Genomic DNA, 19,443 nt, shown 5'->3' with positions numbered 1-19,443 from the left:
GGCGATGCGCTTGCGTCCCTCACCCGTGACGCCGGTCACGCGGCCGTCGCCGAAGTCGGTGTGGCGGATGCGGTCGCCGAACGCGAGCTCGAGGTCGCCGTTGTCGCGCACCTGGCCGGTGACCGTGTTGGCCCACTGGGTCTTGGGCCGGGGTGGCGGCGGCAGCGCCGGATCCTCGAAGCCGCTCGACGAGCGCGAGCGCGAGCCATACCCACCTCCCTCGCGCCGGGCGTTGAGGGCGCGGGGGTTGGGTGCCACCGCGGGACGTGGCCATGCCGGGCGACTGCTTCCAGTCGATGAGCTCGGCGGGGATCTCCTGCAGGTACCGGCTGGGCATGGCGACGTTGACCTCGCCGAACTGGGCCCGTGTCATCGCCAGGGATATGAAGAGGCGCCGTCGAGCGCGCGTGATGCCGACGTAGAAGAGGCGCCGCTCCTCCGCCGGGCCGCCGGGCTCGTTGGCCGACATGCGGTGCGGCAGCAGGTCCTCCTCCACGCCGGTGAGGAAGACCGAGTCGTACTCCAGGCCCTTCGCCGTGTGGAGGGGTCATGAGGGACACGGTGCCGCTCGAGTCGTCGAGCTCATCCGCCGCGGCGACGAGCGAGACCTCCGTCAGGAAGTCCACCAGCTGGCCCTCCGGGTTGTTGCGCGAGAACTCCTTCGTGACGGCGACGAGCTCCTCGACGTTCTCCGCGCGGGCCTCGTCCTGCGCGTCCTTGCTCGCCCGGAGCGCTTGCACCAGGCCGCTCTTCTCCAGCAGCGTGGTCACCAGGTCGCCGACGGAGGTGCGTCCCTCTGGGCGGTCGGGATCCAGCAGGAGCGCCACCTCGTCGAGCATGCGGGAGAGAGTGAGGATCGCCTGCGTCACCTTGGGCCCGAGTCCCAGCTCGGACGCACGGCGCATCGCCTCCCGGAAGGTGACGCCGTGCGACTCGGCGAAGTTCGCGAGGGCGGTCTCCGTGGCCGGGCCGATGCCGCGCTTCGGGGTGTTCAGGATGCGGCGCAGCGCCAGCACGTCCGCGGGGTTGGCGACGGCGATCAGGTACGCCATGGCGTCCTTGATCTCCGCCCGCTCGTAGAACTTCGTGCCGCCCATGATCCGGTAGGGCACGGCCGAGCGGATGAGGATCTCCTCGAGCGCTCGCGTCTGCGCGTTCGTGCGATAGAAGACCGCGATCTCCGAGTAGGCGGTGCCCTCCTCGTGCAGCTTCTGGATCTCGTCGGCGACGAACTGCGCCTCGTCGTGCCCCGAGTACCCCGTGAATCCGACGATCTTGTCGCCGTCGCCGATGGAGGTCCACAGCTTCTTGTCCTTGCGGTCGAAGTTGTTCGAGATGACGGCGTTGGCGGCGGTGAGTATGTTCTGGGTCGACCGGTAGTTCTGCTCGAGGAGCACGACCTTCGACTGCGGGAAGTCGCGCTCGAACTCGGTGATGTTGCGGATGTCGGCGCCGCGGAAGGCGTAGATGGACTGGTCGCTGTCGCCCACGACGGTGAGCGAGGCCCCGTCGATCCCGCCCATGCCGTTCGTGGACATGCGGGTGTCGACGGGCACGTCCTCGGGGGCCACGGCACGCGTCAGCTCGCGGATGAGCGAGTACTGGGCGTGGTTCGTGTCCTGGTACTCGTCCACGAGCACGTGCCGGAAGCGCCGCTGGTACAGCGCCGCCACCTTGGGGAAGGCGCGGAAGAGGTAGACGGTCTGGCCTATGAGGTCGTCGAAGTCGAAGGCGTTGGCGGCAGCGAGGGAGCGCGTGTACTGCCGGAAGATCTCCACGAACATGGCCTCGGCCGGATCGTTGAAGTTCGCCGTGCGCGCGAACGTGTCCGCGTCCGACAGCTCGTTCTTGAGCTTCGAGATGCGGCCCGACACCGACGAGACGGTGAAGCCGAGCGTGTCCGCGTCGAGCTGCTTGATGATCCGCTTGATGAGCACGCGGCTGTCGGCGGAGTCGTAGATGGTGAAGTTCTGCGTGAAGCCGAACGCCTCCGCCTCGCGTCGGAGGATGCGCACGCACGCGGAGTGGAAGGTCGAGATCCACATGCCCTCGGACGCCTGCCCGAGGAGCGACTCGACGCGCTCGCGCATCTCGGCGGCGGCCTTGTTCGTGAAGGTGATGGCGAGGATCTGGCTCGGCCACGCCTCCCGGGACTCGATGAGGCTCGCGATGCGGTGCGTGAGCACGCGCGTCTTGCCGGAACCGGCGCCCGCCACGATGAGCAGCGCGGGACCCCGGTAGACGACGGCCTCCCGCTGCTCCGGGTTGAGGCCCTCCAGCAGCGGATCCTCCGGAGCCCCCGGCCCTCCAGCGGCACCCGACCGGCCGTCGAGGATGATCGGCGTGCTGGAGGGGGAGATGGCGGCGGGGTCGGAACTCATGTCGGCATCGATCCTAGGCGCTGCCCCCGACGCGGAGTCGGGCGCCGACCGGAGCCGGTCGCCGACGCCGAGCCGGGCCCCGACGCGGAGCCGGGCCGGTGCGGACGCAAGGCCGGTGCGGACGCAGGGCCGTGCCGATGAGACGCGCCCTAGCTCCCCGCGGCCGAGGCCCTCTCCCCCACGAGCCGGACCGCGAGATCCGGATGGTCGACGAATACGCCGTCGACACCCGCGTCGAGAAGCCGACCCCAGTGCGTGCCGAAGTCGCCGTGCGCGGACTTCGCATCGGGGCTGCGGAGGGACCGGGGCAGGAACGCGTTCTCGGGGCGCAGCGTCCAGGTGAAGACGGACAGGCCGGCCCGGTGAGCGCGCTCGACGAGGTCGGACACGGGAGCGGACTCGTCAGCTGAGCCGAAGCCGTCGGCCCGGCAGATGCGCTCGACGCCCACGCTGATCCCATCCACCTCGGCGGCGAGCGCCGCGAGTCCCGCGTCGGTCAGCTGCTCCTCGAACGTGACGGCCGAGTCGCCGTGACGCGCGACCTCGTCGATCGCCGCGCCGCGCCCCTCGAGGAGGTACACGAGGCGCGCCGCGATGCCGTGCGCCCGGACGCCGAGGAGCGCGCTCCGCTCGAAGGACTCGATCGTGAGGCGCGACGCGTCGTCCGCCCACCCGTGCTCGCGGAGGTCGCGGGCGAGCAGCTCGTCGAGCGGCATGCCGAGCGCGGCGAAGTGCGTGGCGTGCTTGATCTCCGCGACCATGCCGAGCGGGCGACCGTGACGCGCCGACTCCTGGTCGATGATCCGCAGCAGGTCGGACAGGGAGAGCACGGTCTCCTCGTCGTCGTGGGCCGCGCTGTCCGGCCGGGCCGAGGGCACCCGCTCCCGGCAGCGGAGCGTGCGGATCTCGGCCCACGTCATGTCCTCCGTGAACCAGCCCGCGCGCTCCACGCCGTCGACGACGCGCGTGGCACGGCGGTCGGCGAACTCCGGGCGATCGGCGACGTCGGTCGTGCCCGACAGCTCGTTCTCGTGCCGGATGACGAGTACCCCGTCGGAGGAGGCGACGAGGTCGGGTTCGACGGCGTCCGCGCCCTGCGCGAAGCCGAGCCGCACGGCGGCGGCGGAGTGCTCGGGGCGGTAGCCGCTGGCTCCGCGATGGGCGATGACGAGGGGGCGGGGGCGAGGGGCGTGATCCACGCCGGGCACGCTACATGCGCCGGGTGGACGGCGAGCGCGTACTCATCTGAGGAAATGCACGGCCCACGCGAGTGGTCTCCCAGCCTGGCCAGCTAAATTGGTCATCAATCACGTTCAACCACCATTGAGAGTAGAAGGACCATGGCCAACCCCACGTTCTCCAACAACCCGGTCTTCAACGGCCGGGGTGCGACGCCCACGAGGGATGTGACCCCGGAGAGCCTCGACGAGCTGTACGCCCGCCCGTCCGCGACGGCCTCCGAGACCGACCGGATGACCTTCGAGGACACGACCGTCAAGACGGTCAGCCTGCTCGCCATCGTCGTCGTGCTCGGCGCCGTCGCGTGGCTCTCGGGCCCGCTCGCCCTCCCCCTCGCCATGCTCGGCGCCATCGGCGGCCTCGTGCTCGGCCTCGTCAACTCCTTCAAGAAGGAGCCGTCCGTCCCGCTCATCGTCGCGTACGCCGCGTTCGAGGGGCTATTCGTCGGCGGCATCTCGCGCGTCTTCGACAGCCTCTACCCCGGCGTCGCCACCCAGGCCGTCCTCGGCACCGCGGCCGTCTTCGCAACCGTCCTCCTGCTCTTCCGCAGCGGCAAGATCCGCGCCTCCGCCAAGGCCACCAAGATCTTCATGATCGCCATGGTCGGCTACCTGGTGTTCTCGCTCGCCAACTTCGCGCTCACGGCCTTCGGGGTCTTCGACAGCCCGTTCGGCCTGCGCAGCGAGACCATCGCGGGCATCCCGCTCGGCGTCATCGTCGGTCTCTTCGTGGTGTTGCTGGCGTCGTACTCGCTGGTGCTCGACTTCGACTTCATCCAGCGCGGCGTCCGCGCCGGCGCTCCCCGCAAGTACGGCTGGACCGCGGCCTTCGGCCTCGTCGTCACCATCGTGTGGCTGTACGTCGAGCTGCTCCGCATCTTCGCGATCCTGCGCGGCAACAACTAGCACCACAGCAGGTCCCTGGCACAGCACCGCGGACCGGCAGCACGACGAAGGCCGCTCCCCTCGGGGAGCGGCCTTCGTCGTGTCAGCGCCGGAGCGCGAGCGGGAGGATCACTCCCACTCGATGGTGCCCGGCGGCTTGGACGTGACGTCGAGCACGACGCGGTTCACGCCGTCGACCTCGTTCGTGATGCGGTTCGAGATGCGCGCCAGCACGTCGTACGGCAGGCGGGTCCAGTCAGCGGTCATCGCGTCCTCGCTGGAGACGGGGCGCAGCACGATGGGGTGGCCGTAGGTGCGGCCGTCGCCCTGCACGCCGACCGAGCGCACATCCGCGAGCAGCACGACGGGGCACTGCCAGATCTCACTGTCGAGGCCCGCGGCGGTGAGCTCGGCGCGCGCGATGGCGTCCGCCTTGCGGAGCAGCTCGAGGCGCTCGGCCGTGACCTCGCCGACGATGCGGATGCCGAGGCCGGGCCCGGGGAACGGCTGGCGACCCACGATGACCTCGGGGAGGCCGAGCTCGCGGCCGATGGCGCGCACCTCGTCCTTGAACAGGGTGCGGAGCGGCTCGACGAGCTCGAACTTGAGGTCCTCGGGGAGGCCGCCGACGTTGTGGTGGCTCTTGATGTTCGCGGTGCCCGTGCCGCCGCCCGACTCCACCACGTCCGGGTAGAGCGTGCCCTGCACGAGGAACCGGATGGGCTCGCCGTCGGCCTTCGCCTCGAGCACGAGCGCCTCCGCGGCGCCCTCGAACGACCGGATGAACTCGCGGCCGATGATCTTGCGCTTGGCCTCAGGGTCCGTGACGCCCGCGAGTCCGTCGAGGAACTGGTCGGCCGCGTCGACCGTGACGAGGCGGACGCCCGTGGCGGCCACGTAGTCCTCCTCGACCTGGCGGCGCTCGTCCTGGCGGAGGAGGCCGTGGTCGACGAAGACGCAGGTGAGCTGGTCGCCGACCGCGCGGTGCACGATCGCCGCGGCGACCGCGGAGTCGACGCCGCCGGAGAGGCCGCAGATGACGCGGGCGTCGCCGACCTGGGCGCGGATCCGCTCGACCTGCTCGGCGATGACGTTGCCGCTGTTCCAGTCGCCGGGGATGCCGGCGGCGCGGTGCAGGAAGTTCTCGAGCACGGCCTGGCCGTGCGCGGAGTGCTTGACCTCGGGGTGCCACTGCACGCCGTAGAGGCGGCGCTCGTCGCTCGCGAAGGCGGCGACGGGCGTGGACGCGCTCGAGGCGAGGACCTCGAAGCCCTCGGGCGCCTTCGACACGGAGTCGCCGTGGCTCATCCACACGGTCTGGTCGTCGGGCTGGCCGTCGAGCAGGGTGCTGCCGGGCGTGAGCGTGACCGCGGTGGATCCGTACTCGCGCGCTCCCGTGTGCGCGACCTCGCCGCCGAGCGCGCGGGCCATGACCTGGAAGCCGTAGCAGATGCCGAGGACGGGGACGCCGAGCTCGAGGATCCCCTCGTCGAGGCCGGGCGAGCCCTCCTCGTAGACGCTGGACGGGCCGCCGCTGAGGACGATGCCGGACGGGTCCTTCGCGCGGATCTCCTCGGCCGTGATCGTGGACGGCACGATCTCCGAGTAGACGTTGGCCTCGCGGACGCGGCGGGCGATCAGCTGCGCGTACTGGGCGCCGAAGTCGACGACGAGGACGGGGCGCTGGTTCGTGGGGTTGTCGACGCTCAAGGGGTGGCCTCCGTGGTGGTGGTCGGGTCGATGGGTCGGGGGTCCGCGTCGTCGCGGTCGTCGCGGTCGTCGCGGTCGTCGCGGTCGTCGCGGTCGTCGAGGCGCGCATCGCCCGCCGGGTGCGGGAGGTCATCGCGAAGCTCGAGGCTCCCCGCCGTGCGAGCACGTCCGCCGACGACCGCGACGACCGCGACGACCGCGACGACCGCGACGACCGCGACGACCGCGACGACCGCGACGACGCGGACCCCCGACCCATCGACCCGACCACCACCACGGAGGCCACCCCTTGAGCGTCGACAACCCCACGAACCAGCGCCCCGTCCTCGTCGTCGACTTCGGCGCCCAGTACGCGCAGCTGATCGCCCGCCGCGTCCGCGAGGCCAACGTCTACTCGGAGATCGTGCCGTCCACGATCACGGCCGAGGAGATCCGCGCGAAGGACCCGTCCGGCATCGTCCTCAGCGGCGGCCCGTCCAGCGTCTACGAGGAGGGCTCGCCCGGCCTCGACGAGGGGATCCTCGAGCTCGGCGTCCCCGTCCTCGGCATCTGCTACGGCTTCCAGGTCATGGCCCGCGCGCTCGGCGGCGAGGTCGCGCACACGGGAGCGCGCGAGTACGGATCCACCGCGGTCACGCTCACGCCCGGCAGCACCCTGCTCGACGGCCAGCCCGACGACCAGACCGTGTGGATGAGCCACGGCGACTCCGTGTCGAAGGCGCCCGAGGGCTTCGAGGTCCTCGCCTCGAGCGCGTCCACGCCCGTCGCCGCCTTCGCGAGCGACGAGCGCCGCCTCTACGGCGTGCAGTGGCACCCCGAGGTCAAGCACTCCGCGCACGGCCAGGCCGTGCTCGAGAACTTCCTGCACCGCGCCGCCGGCATCCCCGGCGACTGGAACAGCGGCAACGTCATCGCCGAGCAGGTCGAGCGGATCCGCGCCCAGGTCGGCGACGCCCGCGTCATCTGCGGCCTCTCCGGCGGCGTCGACTCCGCGGTCGCCGCGGCGATCGTGCACCGCGCGGTCGGCGACCAGCTCACCTGCGTCTTCGTCGACCACGGCCTCCTCCGCCAGGACGAGCGCCGCCAGGTCGAGGAGGACTACGTGGCCGCCACGGGCGTCCGCCTCGTCACGGTCGACGCGGCCGACCAGTTCCTCGACGGACTCGCGGGCGTCACGGACCCTGAGGCCAAGCGCAAGATCATCGGCCGCGAGTTCATCCGGTCGTTCGAGGGCGCCGCGGAGGCGCTCGTGCTCGAGGCGAAGGCCGACGGCGAGCCCATCCGGTTCCTCGTGCAGGGCACGCTCTACCCGGACGTGGTGGAGTCGGGCGGCGGCACGGGCACCGCGAACATCAAGAGCCACCACAACGTCGGCGGCCTCCCCGAGGACCTCAAGTTCGAGCTCGTCGAGCCGCTCCGCACCCTGTTCAAGGACGAGGTGCGCGCCATCGGCCGCGAGCTCGGCCTCCCCGAGGTCATCGTGGGTCGCCAGCCGTTCCCCGGGCCCGGCCTCGGCATCCGCATCGTCGGCGAGGTCACGGCCGAGCGCCTCGAGCTGCTCCGCAAGGCGGACGCCATCGCGCGCGCCGAGCTCACCGCCGCGGGCCTCGACAGTGAGATCTGGCAGTGCCCCGTCGTGCTGCTCGCGGATGTGCGCTCGGTCGGCGTGCAGGGCGACGGCCGCACCTACGGCCACCCCATCGTGCTGCGCCCCGTCTCCAGCGAGGACGCGATGACCGCTGACTGGACCCGCCTGCCGTACGACGTGCTGGCGCGCATCTCGAACCGCATCACGAACGAGGTCGACGGCGTGAACCGCGTCGTGCTCGACGTCACGTCCAAGCCGCCGGGCACCATCGAGTGGGAGTGATCCTCCCGCTCGCGCTCCGGCGCTGACACGACGAAGGCCGCTCCCCGAGGGGAGCGGCCTTCGTCGTGCTGCCGGTCCGCGGTGCTGTGCCAGGGACCTGCTGTGGTGCTAGTTGTTGCCGCGCAGGATCGCGAAGATGCGGAGCAGCTCGACGTACAGCCACACGATGGTGACGACGAGGCCGAAGGCCGCGGTCCAGCCGTACTTGCGGGGAGCGCCGGCGCGGACGCCGCGCTGGATGAAGTCGAAGTCGAGCACCAGCGAGTACGACGCCAGCAACACCACGAAGAGACCGACGATGACGCCGAGCGGGATGCCCGCGATGGTCTCGCTGCGCAGGCCGAACGGGCTGTCGAAGACCCCGAAGGCCGTGAGCGCGAAGTTGGCGAGCGAGAACACCAGGTAGCCGACCATGGCGATCATGAAGATCTTGGTGGCCTTGGCGGAGGCGCGGATCTTGCCGCTGCGGAAGAGCAGGAGGACGGTTGCGAAGAACGGCCCGCGGTGCCGAGGACGGCCTGGGTGGCGACGCCGGGGTAGAGGCTGTCGAAGACGCGCGAGATGCCGCCGACGAATAGCCCCTCGAACGCGGCGTACGCGACGATGAGCGGGACGGACGGCTCCTTCTTGAAGGAGTTGACGAGGCCGAGCACGAGGCCGCCGATGGCGCCGGAGCATGGCGAGGGGGAGGGCGAGCGGGCCCGAGAGCCACGCGACGGCGCCGAGCACGACGACGATGGCGAGCAGGCTGACCGTCTTGACGGTCGTGTCCTCGAAGGTCATCCGGTCGGTCTCGGAGGCCGTCGCGGACGGGCGGGCGTACAGCTCGTCGAGGCTCTCCGGGGTCACATCCCTCGTGGGCGTCGCACCCCGGCCGTTGAAGACCGGGTTGTTGGAGAACGTGGGGTTGGCCATGGTCCTTCTACTCTCAATGGTGGTTGAACGTGATTGATGACCAATTTAGCTGGCCAGGCTGGGAGACCACTCGCGTGGGCCGTGCATTTCCTCAGATGAGTACGCGCTCGCCGTCCACCCGGCGCATGTAGCGTGCCCGGCGTGGATCACGCCCCTCGCCCCCGCCCCCTCGTCATCGCCCATCGCGGAGCCAGCGGCTACCGCCCCGAGCACTCCGCCGCCGCCGTGCGGCTCGGCTTCGCGCAGGGCGCGGACGCCGTCGAACCCGACCTCGTCGCCTCCTCCGACGGGGTACTCGTCATCCGGCACGAGAACGAGCTGTCGGGCACGACCGACGTCGCCGATCGCCCGGAGTTCGCCGACCGCCGTGCCACGCGCGTCGTCGACGGCGTGGAGCGCGCGGGCTGGTTCACGGAGGACATGACGTGGGCCGAGATCCGCACGCTCCGCTGCCGGGAGCGGGTGCCCTCGGCCCGGCCGGACAGCGCGGCCCACGACGACGAGGAGACCGTGCTCTCCCTGTCCGACCTGCTGCGGATCATCGACCAGGAGTCGGCGCGTCACGGTCGCCCGCTCGGCATGGTCGCGGAGATCAAGCACGCCACGCACTTCGCCGCGCTCGGCATGCCGCTCGACGAGCTGCTCGCCCGCGACCTCCGCGAGCACGGGTGGGCGGACGACGCGTCGCGCCTCACGATCGAGTCCTTCGAGCGGAGCGCGCTCCTCGGCGTCCGGGCGCACGGCATCGCGGCGCGCCTCGTGTACCTCCTCGAGGGGCGCGGCGCGGCGATCGACGAGGTCGCGCGTCACGGCGACTCGGCCGTCACGTTCGAGGAGCAGCTGACCGACGCGGGACTCGCGGCGCTCGCCGCCGAGGTGGATGGGATCAGCGTGGGCGTCGAGCGCATCTGCCGGGCCGACGGCTTCGGCTCAGCTGACGAGTCCGCTCCCGTGTCCGACCTCGTCGAGCGCGCTCACCGGGCCGGCCTGTCCGTCTTCACCTGGACGCTGCGCCCCGAGAACGCGTTCCTGCCCCGGTCCCTCCGCAGCCCCGATGCGAAGTCCGCGCACGGCGACTTCGGCACGCACTGGGGTCGGCTTCTCGACGCGGGTGTCGACGGCGTATTCGTCGACCATCCGGATCTCGCGGTCCGGCTCGTGGGGGAGAGGGCCTCGGCCGCGGGGAGCTAGGGCGCGTCTCATCGGCACGGCCCTGCGTCCGCACCGGCCTTGCGTCCGCACCGGCCCGGCTCCGCGTCGGGGCCCGGCTCGGCGTCGGCGACCGGCTCCGGTCGGCGCCCGACTCCGCGTCGGGGGCAGCGCCTAGGATCGATGCCGACATGAGTTCCGACCCCGCCGCCATCTCCCCCTCCAGCACGCCGATCATCCTCGACGGCCGGTCGGGTGCCGCTGGAGGGCCGGGGGCTCCGGAGGATCCGCTGCTGGAGGGCCTCAACCCGGAGCAGCGGGAGGCCGTCGTCTACCGGGGTCCCGCGCTGCTCATCGTGGCGGGCGCCGGTTCCGGCAAGACGCGCGTGCTCACGCACCGCATCGCGAGCCTCATCGAGTCCCGGGAGGCGTGGCCGAGCCAGATCCTCGCCATCACCTTCACGAACAAGGCCGCCGCCGAGATGCGCGAGCGCGTCGAGTCGCTCCTCGGGCAGGCGTCCGAGGGCATGTGGATCTCGACCTTCCACTCCGCGTGCGTGCGCATCCTCCGACGCGAGGCGGAGGCGTTCGGCTTCACGCAGAACTTCACCATCTACGACTCCGCCGACAGCCGCGTGCTCATCAAGCGGATCATCAAGCAGCTCGACGCGGACACGCTCGGCTTCACCGTCTCGTCGGTGTCGGGCCGCATCTCGAAGCTCAAGAACGAGCTGTCGGACGCGGACACGTTCGCGCGCACGGCGAACTTCAACGATCCGGCCGAGGCCATGTTCGTGGAGATCTTCCGGCAGTACACGCGCTCCCTCGCTGCCGCCAACGCCTTCGACTTCGACGACCTCATAGGCCAGACCGTCTACCTCTTCCGCGCCTTCCCCAAGGTGGCGGCGCTGTACCAGCGGCGCTTCCGGCACGTGCTCGTGGACGAGTACCAGGACACGAACCACGCCCAGTACTCGCTCATCCGCGAGCTGACGCGTGCCGTGGCCCCCGAGGACGTGCCCGTCGACACCCGCATGTCCACGAACGGCATGGGCGGGATCGACGGGGCCTCGCTCACCGTCGTGGGCGACAGCGACCAGTCCATCTACGCCTTCCGCGGCGCCGACATCCGCAACATCACCGAGTTCGAGCGCGACTTCCCGCAGTCGAAGGTCGTGCTCCTCGAGCAGAACTACCGGTCGACCCAGAACATACTCACCGCCGCCAACGCCGTCATCTCGAACAACTTCGACCGCAAGGACAAGAAGCTGTGGACCTCCATCGGCGACGGCGACAAGATCGTCGGATTCACGGGGTACTCGGGGCACGACGAGGCGCAGTTCGTCGCCGACGAGATCCAGAAGCTGCACGAGGAGGGCACCGCCTACTCGGAGATCGCGGTCTTCTATCGCACGAACGCGCAGACGCGAGCGCTCGAGGAGATCCTCATCCGCTCGGCCGTGCCCTACCGGATCATGGGCGGCACGAAGTTCTACGAGCGGGCGGAGATCAAGGACGCCATGGCGTACCTGATCGCCGTCGCCAACCCCGCGGACGTGCTGGCGCTGCGCCGCATCCTGAACACCCCGAAGCGCGGCATCGGCCCGGCCACGGAGACCGCCCTCGCGAACTTCGCCGAGTCGCACGGCGTCACCTTCCGGGAGGCGATGCGCCGTGCGTCCGAGCTGGGACTCGGGCCCAAGGTGACGCAGGCGATCCTCACTCTCTCCCGCATGCTCGACGAGGTGGCGCTCCTGCTGGATCCCGACCGCCCAGAGGGACGCACCTCCGTCGGCGACCTGGTGACCACGCTGCTGGAGAAGAGCGGCCTGGTGCAAGCGCTCCGGGCGAGCAAGGACGCGCAGGACGAGGCCCGCGCGGAGAACGTCGAGGAGCTCGTCGCCGTCACGAAGGAGTTCTCGCGCAACAACCCGGAGGGCCAGCTGGTGGACTTCCTGACGGAGGTCTCGCTCGTCGCCGCGGCGGATGAGCTCGACGACTCGAGCGGCACCGTGTCCCTCATGACCCTCCACACGGCGAAGGGCCTGGAGTACGACTCGGTCTTCCTCACCGGCGTGGAGGAGGACCTGCTGCCGCACCGCATGTCGGCCAACGAGCCCGGCGGCCCGGCGGAGGAGCGGCGCCTCTTCTACGTCGGCATCACGCGCGCTCGACGGCGCCTCTTCATATCCCTGGCGATGACACGGGCCCAGTTCGGCGAGGTCAACGTCGCCATGCCCAGCCGGTACCTGCAGGAGATCCCCGCCGAGCTCATCGACTGGAAGCAGTCGCCCGGCATGGCCACGTCCCGCGGTGGCACCCAACCCCGCGCCCTCAACGCCCGGCGCGAGGGAGGTGGGTATGGCTCGCGCTCGCGCTCGTCGAGCGGCTTCGAGGATCCGGCGCTGCCGCCGCCACCCCGGCCCAAGACCCAGTGGGCCAACACGGTCACCGGCCAGGTGCGCGACAACGGCGACCTCGAGCTCGCGTTCGGCGACCGCATCCGCCACACCGACTTCGGCGACGGCCGCGTGACCGGCGTCACGGGTGAGGGACGCAAGCGCATCGCCGAGGTGCAGTTCGACGGACCGGCCGGTCGCAAGCGGCTGCTCATCAAGATCGCGCCCATCGAGAAGCTCTAGCCGGGACACGGCGGCGGCGTCCAGCGTGACGAACGCCGATGCCGGCGACACCCAGCGCACCGATGGCGGTCGCGGCGCACGCGAGCGGCAGCGCGCCGATCCGCTGCGTCGCCCCGGGTCCCGGCACGTCGATGCCCGGTGCTCCGCCCGTCATGGCCAGCTGGGCGTGCCCATGCGATGCGGGGACGTCGACGGCGGGCGGCGGTCCCGCGTGGAAGGTCTCGCTCGCGTGCGCCGTGTGGTCGGCGAACGGCGCGATGGCCGCCCCGTCCGTGTCGCCGGCGGGACGCCCCGGACTGTCGAGGACGGCGACGTACCACCCGGGCGACAGGACGCGCATGCAGGGCGTGGTCGCATCCCCGTCATCGGAGACATCGACGTCGGACTCCAGCCCTCCTGAGGCTCCACCCTCCGGGACGGCCACCGCCTCGCCCTCGGCGGGCGCGGTCGCGAACGGACCCGCGAGGCGGATGCGCACGGGGACGGGGCTCACCCCGACGAACGACGTCGCGTGCAGCGTGTCGGTCTGGCAGCTGCCCGTCGTGATCTCCGACGCCCCGATGGTCGTCGTGATCCGCGGCGGCTGCGGGACCTGCGTCGTCTCGGTGGATGCGCCGAAGGTCGACTGCCAGGGCAGGACCCGTGCCCGCCCGGCTGGCACGGCCGTGTCCTCGGGTGAGATGGACTCCACCCAGGTGTAGAAGCCGCCGGCCGCGAGGCGGCAGGCGGGCGAGGTGTAGTCCCCCGGGCCGTGGTCGATGCGGGTCACGACCTCGCAGACCTCCGGGGCGCCGGCGGGGATGTCCTCGCGCTCGGGTCCGACCTGCTCCGTGAAGGGGCCGAGGAGCCTGCTGCGGACGGTGACGGGCACGGGCACCAGGGCCCCGTCGTCTCCGCGGGTCAGCCCCCAGCCAGCCGAGGTCGCCGGTCTCCCATGTTCGGCGGGCGCCGCGGGATCCGCGGACACCTGGAGCGAGTCCGTCAGCTCGTCGCCGACGGACGCCACGGCGCGCGAGGTGCGCGTGACGACACGCGGGGCGAAGGGGAGCGGGCTCGGCGCCTGCGCGTCCGCCCGCGCCTCCGCTCGGGCGTCCGCGGGCCGGGCCAGGATCATCCGCTGCGACGCCCCGTCATCGCCCACCGCGTCGAGGGCGTCGCCGTACGGGAGGGAGGAGAAGACGGCGCTCGCCGTCACGTGCAGCGCCGCCGACGATCCGGTCGCCCGCAGCGGCACCGCTGCGCCGTTCGCCACCTGCGCGGTCGTGCTCCCGTCGTCGAACACGGCGCCGTCGAGCGTGACGGTGCCGGTCTCGGATCCGGCCGGCACGTCCGCGGGCCAGCCCGTCACGAGGTCGGCCCGCAGGTCGACGCGCACGGACCCGCGCCCGTCGTCGCCGAGGGTCACCGTCGCGGACGCGGACACCGAGCGCGACGCGCGGGCCGTGGTCTCTGCCAGCATGTCGCGCGCGCGGGACTCGACTGCGCCCGCGTGATCGCCGGCGCGCGCCGCGTACCAGGAGAGGTCGTGCGCGCCGAGGCCCGTGATGCTCCACGTGGCGAGCTGCCCCGCCGCGGCGGTGTCAGGATCCGCGGATCCGGCCCAGCGCCTCGAGACGTAGGCGAGCCGTGCCCGGTCCTCGGGTGATGCACCCGCGTCCCCGACCGGGGAGTACGCGTGCCCGGGCGGCGCGGCGAGCCCGACGTCGATGCAGAAGCCGAGCCGACCGTCGTCCATCCGGTACGAGCCCAGCCAGCGGCCATCCGGCCCCGATGCGAAGCCGACTCCGTGCGAGACAGCGCTCATAGCCTGCGCGGGCGGCACGGCGCTCGCCGCGAGCCCGAACGCGAGGCCGACGCCGACGAGCGCCGACACGAGCCGTGCGATGCGCGGACGACGGGGCGGGCGGTCATTCGTGGATCGCGCTGATGAAGGAGAGGGGTGCGGGTCCGAGGGGTTCCGAGTCATGGCCGCACAATGCGGGTCGACCGCGGCGCCGCGGCACGCAGGTCGGCGAGCCGGGGACGGGATCCGCGGCCGTGCACATGTGCAGGAGCGGCCGGGCGACGGCTACCCGGCGTCGCGGCGGAGGTACCTGCGGGTGACGATCGCGCGCGGCGCCTCGCGGACGACGCGCGGCAGCGCCCGGTACACGGCGAGGACGGGGGCGAGGAGGCGCGCGTGGCGGCGCTCGATCCGCGCGTCCCACCGCATCCCGAAGCCGGCCCGGATCCGCGGCGGCAGGAGCCCGGCCGTCACCAGCGCGAGGAGCGGCATGAACGCGCGGGCCGCCGCGGGCGCGCCGCGGCCCTCCAGCAGGGTCCGGGCGATCCGACGCGCATCCGCCGTCGGCTCGAGCGTCGCGATCCGCTCGTCCCAGTAGGCGCGGAACGCCGCGCGGTCCTCGGGCCACATCCCCTCCGGCACCTGCAGCGCCGTGCCGAGGACCGCGTACTGCCGGTGGATCCTGTCCGCGGCCTCCTCGTGCAGCGGGCCGAAGCAGAGCTCGAACATCGTGACGGCCGACTGGTAGACCGTCGCCGCCACCCAGAGCTGCAGCTCCGGGTCGTAGGCGGAGTAGGCCGGCGCGGAGCCGTCCACCGCGGGCACCACCGACCGGACCGGAGCGTGCGCGCGTCCGACGATCCGCCGTGCGCGCGCGACTTCCTCGGGGGAGCCGAACACCACGGCGTAGATGTATTCGAGCGTGCCTTCGAGCCGGTCGAGCGGGCGCGTCGCGAAGTCGCTGTGCTCCGCGACGCCGCGCGCGACGGACGGGTCGGCGACCTGCAGCAGGATCGCCCGCGCTCCCGCCGCCAGGAGGATGCCCTCGCCCGCGATGTCCCGGATCGACCCGTCGCGCCGGCGCGCGGGATGCATCCTCGGGCTCATCCCGCCAGTCTCCCTCCCCAGGGGGCATCGGCGCACGGCCGCTCCCCACCCGGGTCGGCCGACCCGCGACCCGATAGGCTCTCCACGGTCGTCGACGCGGCGGGTCGGCCCACGCAGGTGGGCGGCGGGCGCGTCGGCCAGCCGCAACACACCGGGTGCCGCCGCCAGACGGTCGTGGCACCGCAGCCTCGAACGACGCACATCACCGCCGAGCGCGGGTGCGGATGGGATGACACGCGTGGATCTTTTCGAATACCAGGCCAGGGACCTCTTCGAGTCCTACGGCGTCCCGGTCCTCCCGGGGATCGTCGCCGACACCGCCGAGGAGGTGCGCGCCGCGGCCGAGAAGCTGGGCGGCACCGTGGTCGTGAAGGCGCAGGTGAAGACCGGCGGCCGCGGCAAGGCCGGAGGCGTCAAGGTCGCCCAGAGCGCCGACGCGGCGTTCGAGGCCGCCGAGGGCATCCTCGGACTCGACATCAAGGGCCACACCGTGCACCGCGTGATGGTCGCGGCCGGCGCCCGCATCGCGCAGGAGTTCTACTTCTCGATCCTCCTCGACCGCGCCGAGCGCTCCTACCTCTGCCTCGCCAGCTACGAGGGCGGCATGGAGATCGAGGAGCTCGCGGTCACGCGTCCCGAGGCGCTCGCCCGCATCGAGATCGACCCGGTCGCCGGCATCGACGCCGCCAAGGCCGAGGAGATCGCGCGCGCCGCCTCGTTCCCCGAGGAGCTCATCGCCAAGGTCGCGCCCGTCTTCGAGCGCCTCTGGTGGGTCTACCGCGACGAGGACGCGACCCTCGTCGAGGTCAACCCGCTCGTGCTCACCGAGTCGGGCGACATCATCGCGCTCGACGGCAAGGTCACGCTCGACGAGAACGCCGGCTTCCGCCACGAGGGCCACGCTGCCCTCGAGGACGCGGCCGCCGCGGACCCGCTCGAGGCCAAGGCCAAGGAGTCCGACCTCAACTACGTGAAGCTCGACGGCCAGGTCGGCATCATCGGCAACGGCGCGGGCCTCGTCATGTCGACGCTCGACGTCGTCAGCTACGCCGGCGAGCAGCACGGCGGTGTGCGTCCGGCGAACTTCCTCGACATCGGGGGCGGAGCGTCGGCCGAGGTCATGGCCGCCGGTCTCGACGTCATCCTCGGCGACGAGCAGGTCACGAGCGTCTTCGTCAACGTCTTCGGCGGCATCACGTCGTGCGACGCGGTCGCTAACGGCATCGTCGGCGCGCTCGACAAGCTGGGCGACGCCGCCACCAAGCCGCTCGTCGTCCGTCTCGACGGCAACAACGTCGAGGAGGGCCGCCGCATCCTCGAGGAGCGCGCCCACCCGCTCGTCACCGTCGTCGGCACCATGGACGAGGCGGCCGACAAGGCCGCCGAGCTGGCCGCCGCTTAACTCCCGAGAGAGAACAGGAACAGATAGATGTCGATTCTTCTCGACGAGAACAGCAGGATCATCGTCCAGGGCCTCACCGGCTCCGAGGGCACCAAGCACGCGGGCCGCATGCTCGCGTCCGGCAGCAAGGTCGTCGGCGGCGTCAACCCGCGCAAGGCCGGCAGCACGGTCACCATCGAGGGCGTCGAGCTCCCGATCTTCGGCTCGGTCGCCGAGGCCATGGCCGAGACGGGTGCCGACGTGTCGGTCATCTTCGTCCCGCCGGCCTTCGCCAAGAGCGCGGTGGTGGAGGCGATCGACGCGGCCATCCCGCTCGCGGTCGTCATCACCGAGGGGATCCCCGTCAAGGACTCCGCCGAGTTCTGGTCGCACGCCAAGAGCACGGGCGGGAAGACGCGCATCGTCGGCCCGAACTGCCCCGGCATCATCAGCCCCGGCAAGTCGAACGCCGGCATCATCCCCGCCACCATCACGGAGGCAGGCCCCATCGGCCTCGTGTCGAAGTCGGGCACCCTCACGTACCAGATGATGTTCGAGCTGCGCGACCTGGGCATCTCGACCGCCATCGGCATCGGCGGCGACCCGATCATCGGCACCACGCACATCGACGCCCTCGAGGCGTTCGAGGCCGATCCGGAGACGCGCGCCATCGTCATGATCGGCGAGATCGGCGGCGACGCCGAGGAGCGCGCGGCCGAGTACATCAAGGCGCACGTCACCAAGCCGGTCGTCGCGTACGTCGCGGGCTTCACCGCCCCCGAGGGCAAGACCATGGGCCACGCAGGCGCCATCGTCTCCGGCGGCAGCGGGACGGCCCAGGGCAAGAAGGAGGCCCTCGAGGCCTCCGGCGTCAAGGTCGGCAAGACGCCGACCGAGACGGCGAACCTCCTCCGCGAGGTCTTCGCCGCCCTGTAGCGACCCCGCGCTCGCGAGCGCACGACGACGGCCCGCATCCCCTGTGGATGCGGGCCGTCGTCGTTCCCGGGTCCTCCCTGTGCGGATCGACCCGCGGATGCCCCGGCGCGCCCGGCACCGGACGGGTCGCGCATGGCCCGGCCGGTAGGGTCGTCGAGGCATGAACCGACACGCAACCGCCCTGTTCGCGGCACTCGAGGCGCTCCTGGTGGTGGGGGTCGGCGTCGCCCTGCCCCTCGTGCCGCTCACGGCGTTGTGGGCCGGCCAGTACGACCTGCAGATCGACTGGGGCGTCTTCGCGCGCACCGCGGTCGACCTGTGGCTCCTCGGTCATGGTGTGCCGCTCACGGCGTCGCTGGATCCGTCGCTCGCCTCGTCCCTCGGCCTTCCGGGCGTCGACGCGCCGTTCGTGCTCACGCTGGCGCCCCTGGGCTTCGCGCTCCTCACGCTGCTCCTCGGGATCCGCGCCGGCCGCCGCATCGTCGAGACCGACCACCCCGGCGTCGGCGCGCTCTCCGCCGTCGCCACGACCGCCGTGCTGTCCCTCGGCCTCGCGCTCGCGGCGCAGCATGACGGCGTCTCCCCGGCCGTCGTCCGCGGAACCGTCCTCCCGACCCTGGTCCTCGCGCTGGGCCTCCTCGTCGGCGGCATCGCACGCGCCGATCGCGCGCGGGCCCGTAGGTGGTGGGGATCCCTGTCGTCCGGGCGGGCGGCCGGTTCCATCCGGGGCGTTCGCGATGCCCTCGACCGCCTCCCTAACGGCGCGGCCTCCGTGGCGGCCACGGCCGTCCGCGGGGGAGCGGCCGCGGCCTTCGGCGTCGTCGCGATCTCCGCCGTGGTCGTCGCGGTGCTGCTCGGTCTGCAGTACGCGACCGTGATCACCCTCTACGAGACGCTGCAGACGGGGATCGTCGGCGGCGTCGCCCTCACGCTCGCACAGATCGCGCTCCTGCCGAACCTGGTGATGTGGGCTGCGTCGTGGCTCATCGGACCCGGCTTCGCCCTCGGCACCGGATCGTCCGTCTCACCGCTCGGCACGACCGTCGGCCCGATCCCGTCCGTCCCGGTCCTGGGCATCCTGCCGCAGGGTGCGTTCGACCTCGGGTACCTGGGGATCCTGGTGCCGGTCGTCGTGTCCTTCGTCGCCGCGGTCGCGCTGTCCCCGCGGGTCGCCCGGATCCCCGAGCCCGAGGCGCGCCGCTGGCCGTGGTTCCTTGTCGCGGGTCTCGGCATGGGGCTCGTCGGCGCGGGGGTGCTCGCCCTGCTCGCGGTCCTCTCCGGCGGTGCCGCCGGACCCGGGCGCCTGGCCGACGTCGGCCCGGCGGGCGGATGGATCCTCCTCGTCGCGTTCTTCGAGCTCGGCGTGGCGTCCGTCGCGGGCATGTTCGTCTCGGGCCTCATGGCCCCCCTCGTCCGGCGCAGCCCCGAGGGACGCGGATAGGCTGT

At 71.9% G+C, this 19,443-nt stretch carries 12 protein-coding genes and 2 pseudogenes; 8 read left to right on the top strand and 6 right to left on the bottom strand.

Going from position 1 to position 19,443, the window contains the following annotated elements:
• Together FGD68_RS15110 and FGD68_RS15105 are read right to left on the bottom strand one after the other, a co-directional pair.
• Window positions 1-2,381, bottom strand: a pseudogene (locus FGD68_RS15110) (ATP-dependent helicase); the annotation flags it as partial.
• A 149-nt stretch (window positions 2,382-2,530) separates the two neighbouring features.
• Window positions 2,531-3,589: a glycerophosphodiester phosphodiesterase family protein gene (locus FGD68_RS15105; protein WP_119373327.1), complete on the bottom strand. Its 1,059-nt coding sequence runs from the start codon at window positions 3,587-3,589 to the stop codon at window positions 2,531-2,533.
• Window positions 3,590-3,721: 132 nt separating this feature from the next.
• Between FGD68_RS15105 and FGD68_RS15100 the strand changes: the two genes are divergently transcribed.
• Window positions 3,722-4,525: a Bax inhibitor-1/YccA family protein gene (locus tag FGD68_RS15100; protein WP_119373326.1), complete on the top strand. Its 804-nt coding sequence runs from the start codon at window positions 3,722-3,724 to the stop codon at window positions 4,523-4,525.
• Between the two features lie 108 nt (window positions 4,526-4,633).
• Here FGD68_RS15100 and guaA (FGD68_RS15095) read toward each other — a convergent pair whose 3' ends face one another.
• A complete protein-coding gene (guaA, locus tag FGD68_RS15095; RefSeq protein WP_119373325.1) occupies window positions 4,634-6,214 on the bottom strand; it encodes a glutamine-hydrolyzing GMP synthase in 1,581 nt (526 codons plus the stop codon).
• Between the two features lie 119 nt (window positions 6,215-6,333).
• Between guaA (FGD68_RS15095) and FGD68_RS15090 the strand changes: the two genes are divergently transcribed.
• The gene (locus FGD68_RS15090; protein WP_237609627.1) at window positions 6,334-6,507 is read left to right on the top strand and encodes a hypothetical protein; all 174 of its coding nucleotides are present in this window, start codon (window positions 6,334-6,336) and stop codon (window positions 6,505-6,507) included.
• On the top strand, window positions 6,504-8,084 hold the full coding sequence (gene guaA, locus FGD68_RS15085; RefSeq protein ID WP_119373325.1) for a glutamine-hydrolyzing GMP synthase: 1,581 nt from the start codon (window positions 6,504-6,506) through the stop codon (window positions 8,082-8,084). The genes FGD68_RS15090 and guaA (FGD68_RS15085) overlap by 4 nt, the downstream gene beginning before the upstream one ends.
• Window positions 8,085-8,192: 108 nt before the next feature.
• On the opposite strand, the pseudogene FGD68_RS15080 reads toward guaA (FGD68_RS15085), so the two are convergent.
• A pseudogene (locus FGD68_RS15080) lies at window positions 8,193-8,999 on the bottom strand (Bax inhibitor-1/YccA family protein).
• A gap of 132 nt (window positions 9,000-9,131) precedes the next feature.
• Between FGD68_RS15080 and FGD68_RS15075 the strand changes: the two are divergent.
• Window positions 9,132-10,190, top strand: a complete 1,059-nt coding sequence (locus FGD68_RS15075; RefSeq protein WP_119373327.1) for a glycerophosphodiester phosphodiesterase family protein — start codon at window positions 9,132-9,134, stop codon at window positions 10,188-10,190.
• 149 nt (window positions 10,191-10,339) lie between these two features.
• Window positions 10,340-12,790 carry an ATP-dependent helicase gene (locus tag FGD68_RS15070; protein WP_119373434.1) on the top strand — a complete coding sequence of 817 codons (2,451 nt, stop codon included), beginning with the start codon at window positions 10,340-10,342 and terminating at the stop codon, window positions 12,788-12,790.
• On the opposite strand, the gene FGD68_RS15065 is transcribed toward FGD68_RS15070, so the two are convergent.
• Both FGD68_RS15065 and FGD68_RS15060 read right to left on the bottom strand, forming a co-directional pair.
• The gene (locus FGD68_RS15065; protein ID WP_237609626.1) at window positions 12,762-14,663 is read right to left on the bottom strand and encodes a hypothetical protein; all 1,902 of its coding nucleotides are present in this window, start codon (window positions 14,661-14,663) and stop codon (window positions 12,762-12,764) included. The two genes, FGD68_RS15070 and FGD68_RS15065, sit on opposite strands and share 29 nt — an antisense overlap.
• Before the next feature lie 195 nt (window positions 14,664-14,858).
• Window positions 14,859-15,680: an oxygenase MpaB family protein gene (locus FGD68_RS15060; protein WP_237609625.1), complete on the bottom strand. Its 822-nt coding sequence runs from the start codon at window positions 15,678-15,680 to the stop codon at window positions 14,859-14,861.
• A 238-nt stretch (window positions 15,681-15,918) separates the two neighbouring features.
• Here FGD68_RS15060 and sucC point away from each other — a divergent pair, with 238 nt between their 5' ends.
• The 3 genes from sucC (at window position 15,919) to FGD68_RS15045 (ending at window position 19,438) form a co-directional block, all read left to right on the top strand.
• Window positions 15,919-17,082 (top strand): ADP-forming succinate--CoA ligase subunit beta, encoded by a 1,164-nt coding sequence (gene sucC, locus FGD68_RS15055; protein WP_043584273.1) that lies wholly within the window; start codon window positions 15,919-15,921, stop codon window positions 17,080-17,082.
• Window positions 17,083-17,109: 27 nt separating this feature from the next.
• Window positions 17,110-17,997, top strand: a complete 888-nt coding sequence (gene sucD, locus FGD68_RS15050) for a succinate--CoA ligase subunit alpha (protein ID WP_012039236.1) — start codon at window positions 17,110-17,112, stop codon at window positions 17,995-17,997.
• A gap of 160 nt (window positions 17,998-18,157) precedes the next feature.
• Entirely contained in the window at window positions 18,158-19,438 is a 1,281-nt protein-coding gene (locus FGD68_RS15045) for a cell division protein PerM (RefSeq protein WP_119373148.1), read from the top strand.
• Window positions 19,439-19,443 lie beyond the last annotated feature (5 nt).

This window comes from Clavibacter californiensis, assembly GCF_021952865.1.
Taxonomy (GTDB): domain Bacteria; phylum Actinomycetota; class Actinomycetes; order Actinomycetales; family Microbacteriaceae; genus Clavibacter; species Clavibacter californiensis.
The sequence above is the reverse complement of the archived record's forward strand: the minus strand, read 5'-3'. Positions and strand labels throughout refer to the sequence as shown.

What these genes read in the sequence shown, in the direction of transcription:
- FGD68_RS15100 (WP_119373326.1), top strand. Translation starts at nt 3,722, where the DNA reads ATGGCCAACCCCACGTTCTCCAACAACCCGGTCTTCAACGGCCGGGGT.
- FGD68_RS15070 (WP_119373434.1), top strand. Translation starts at nt 10,340, where the DNA reads ATGAGTTCCGACCCCGCCGCCATCTCCCCCTCCAGCACGCCGATCATC.
- FGD68_RS15060 (WP_237609625.1), bottom strand. Translation starts at nt 15,680, where the DNA reads ATGAGCCCGAGGATGCATCCCGCGCGCCGGCGCGACGGGTCGATCCGG.
- sucD (WP_012039236.1), top strand. Translation starts at nt 17,110, where the DNA reads ATGTCGATTCTTCTCGACGAGAACAGCAGGATCATCGTCCAGGGCCTC.
- FGD68_RS15045 (WP_119373148.1), top strand. Translation starts at nt 18,158, where the DNA reads ATGAACCGACACGCAACCGCCCTGTTCGCGGCACTCGAGGCGCTCCTG.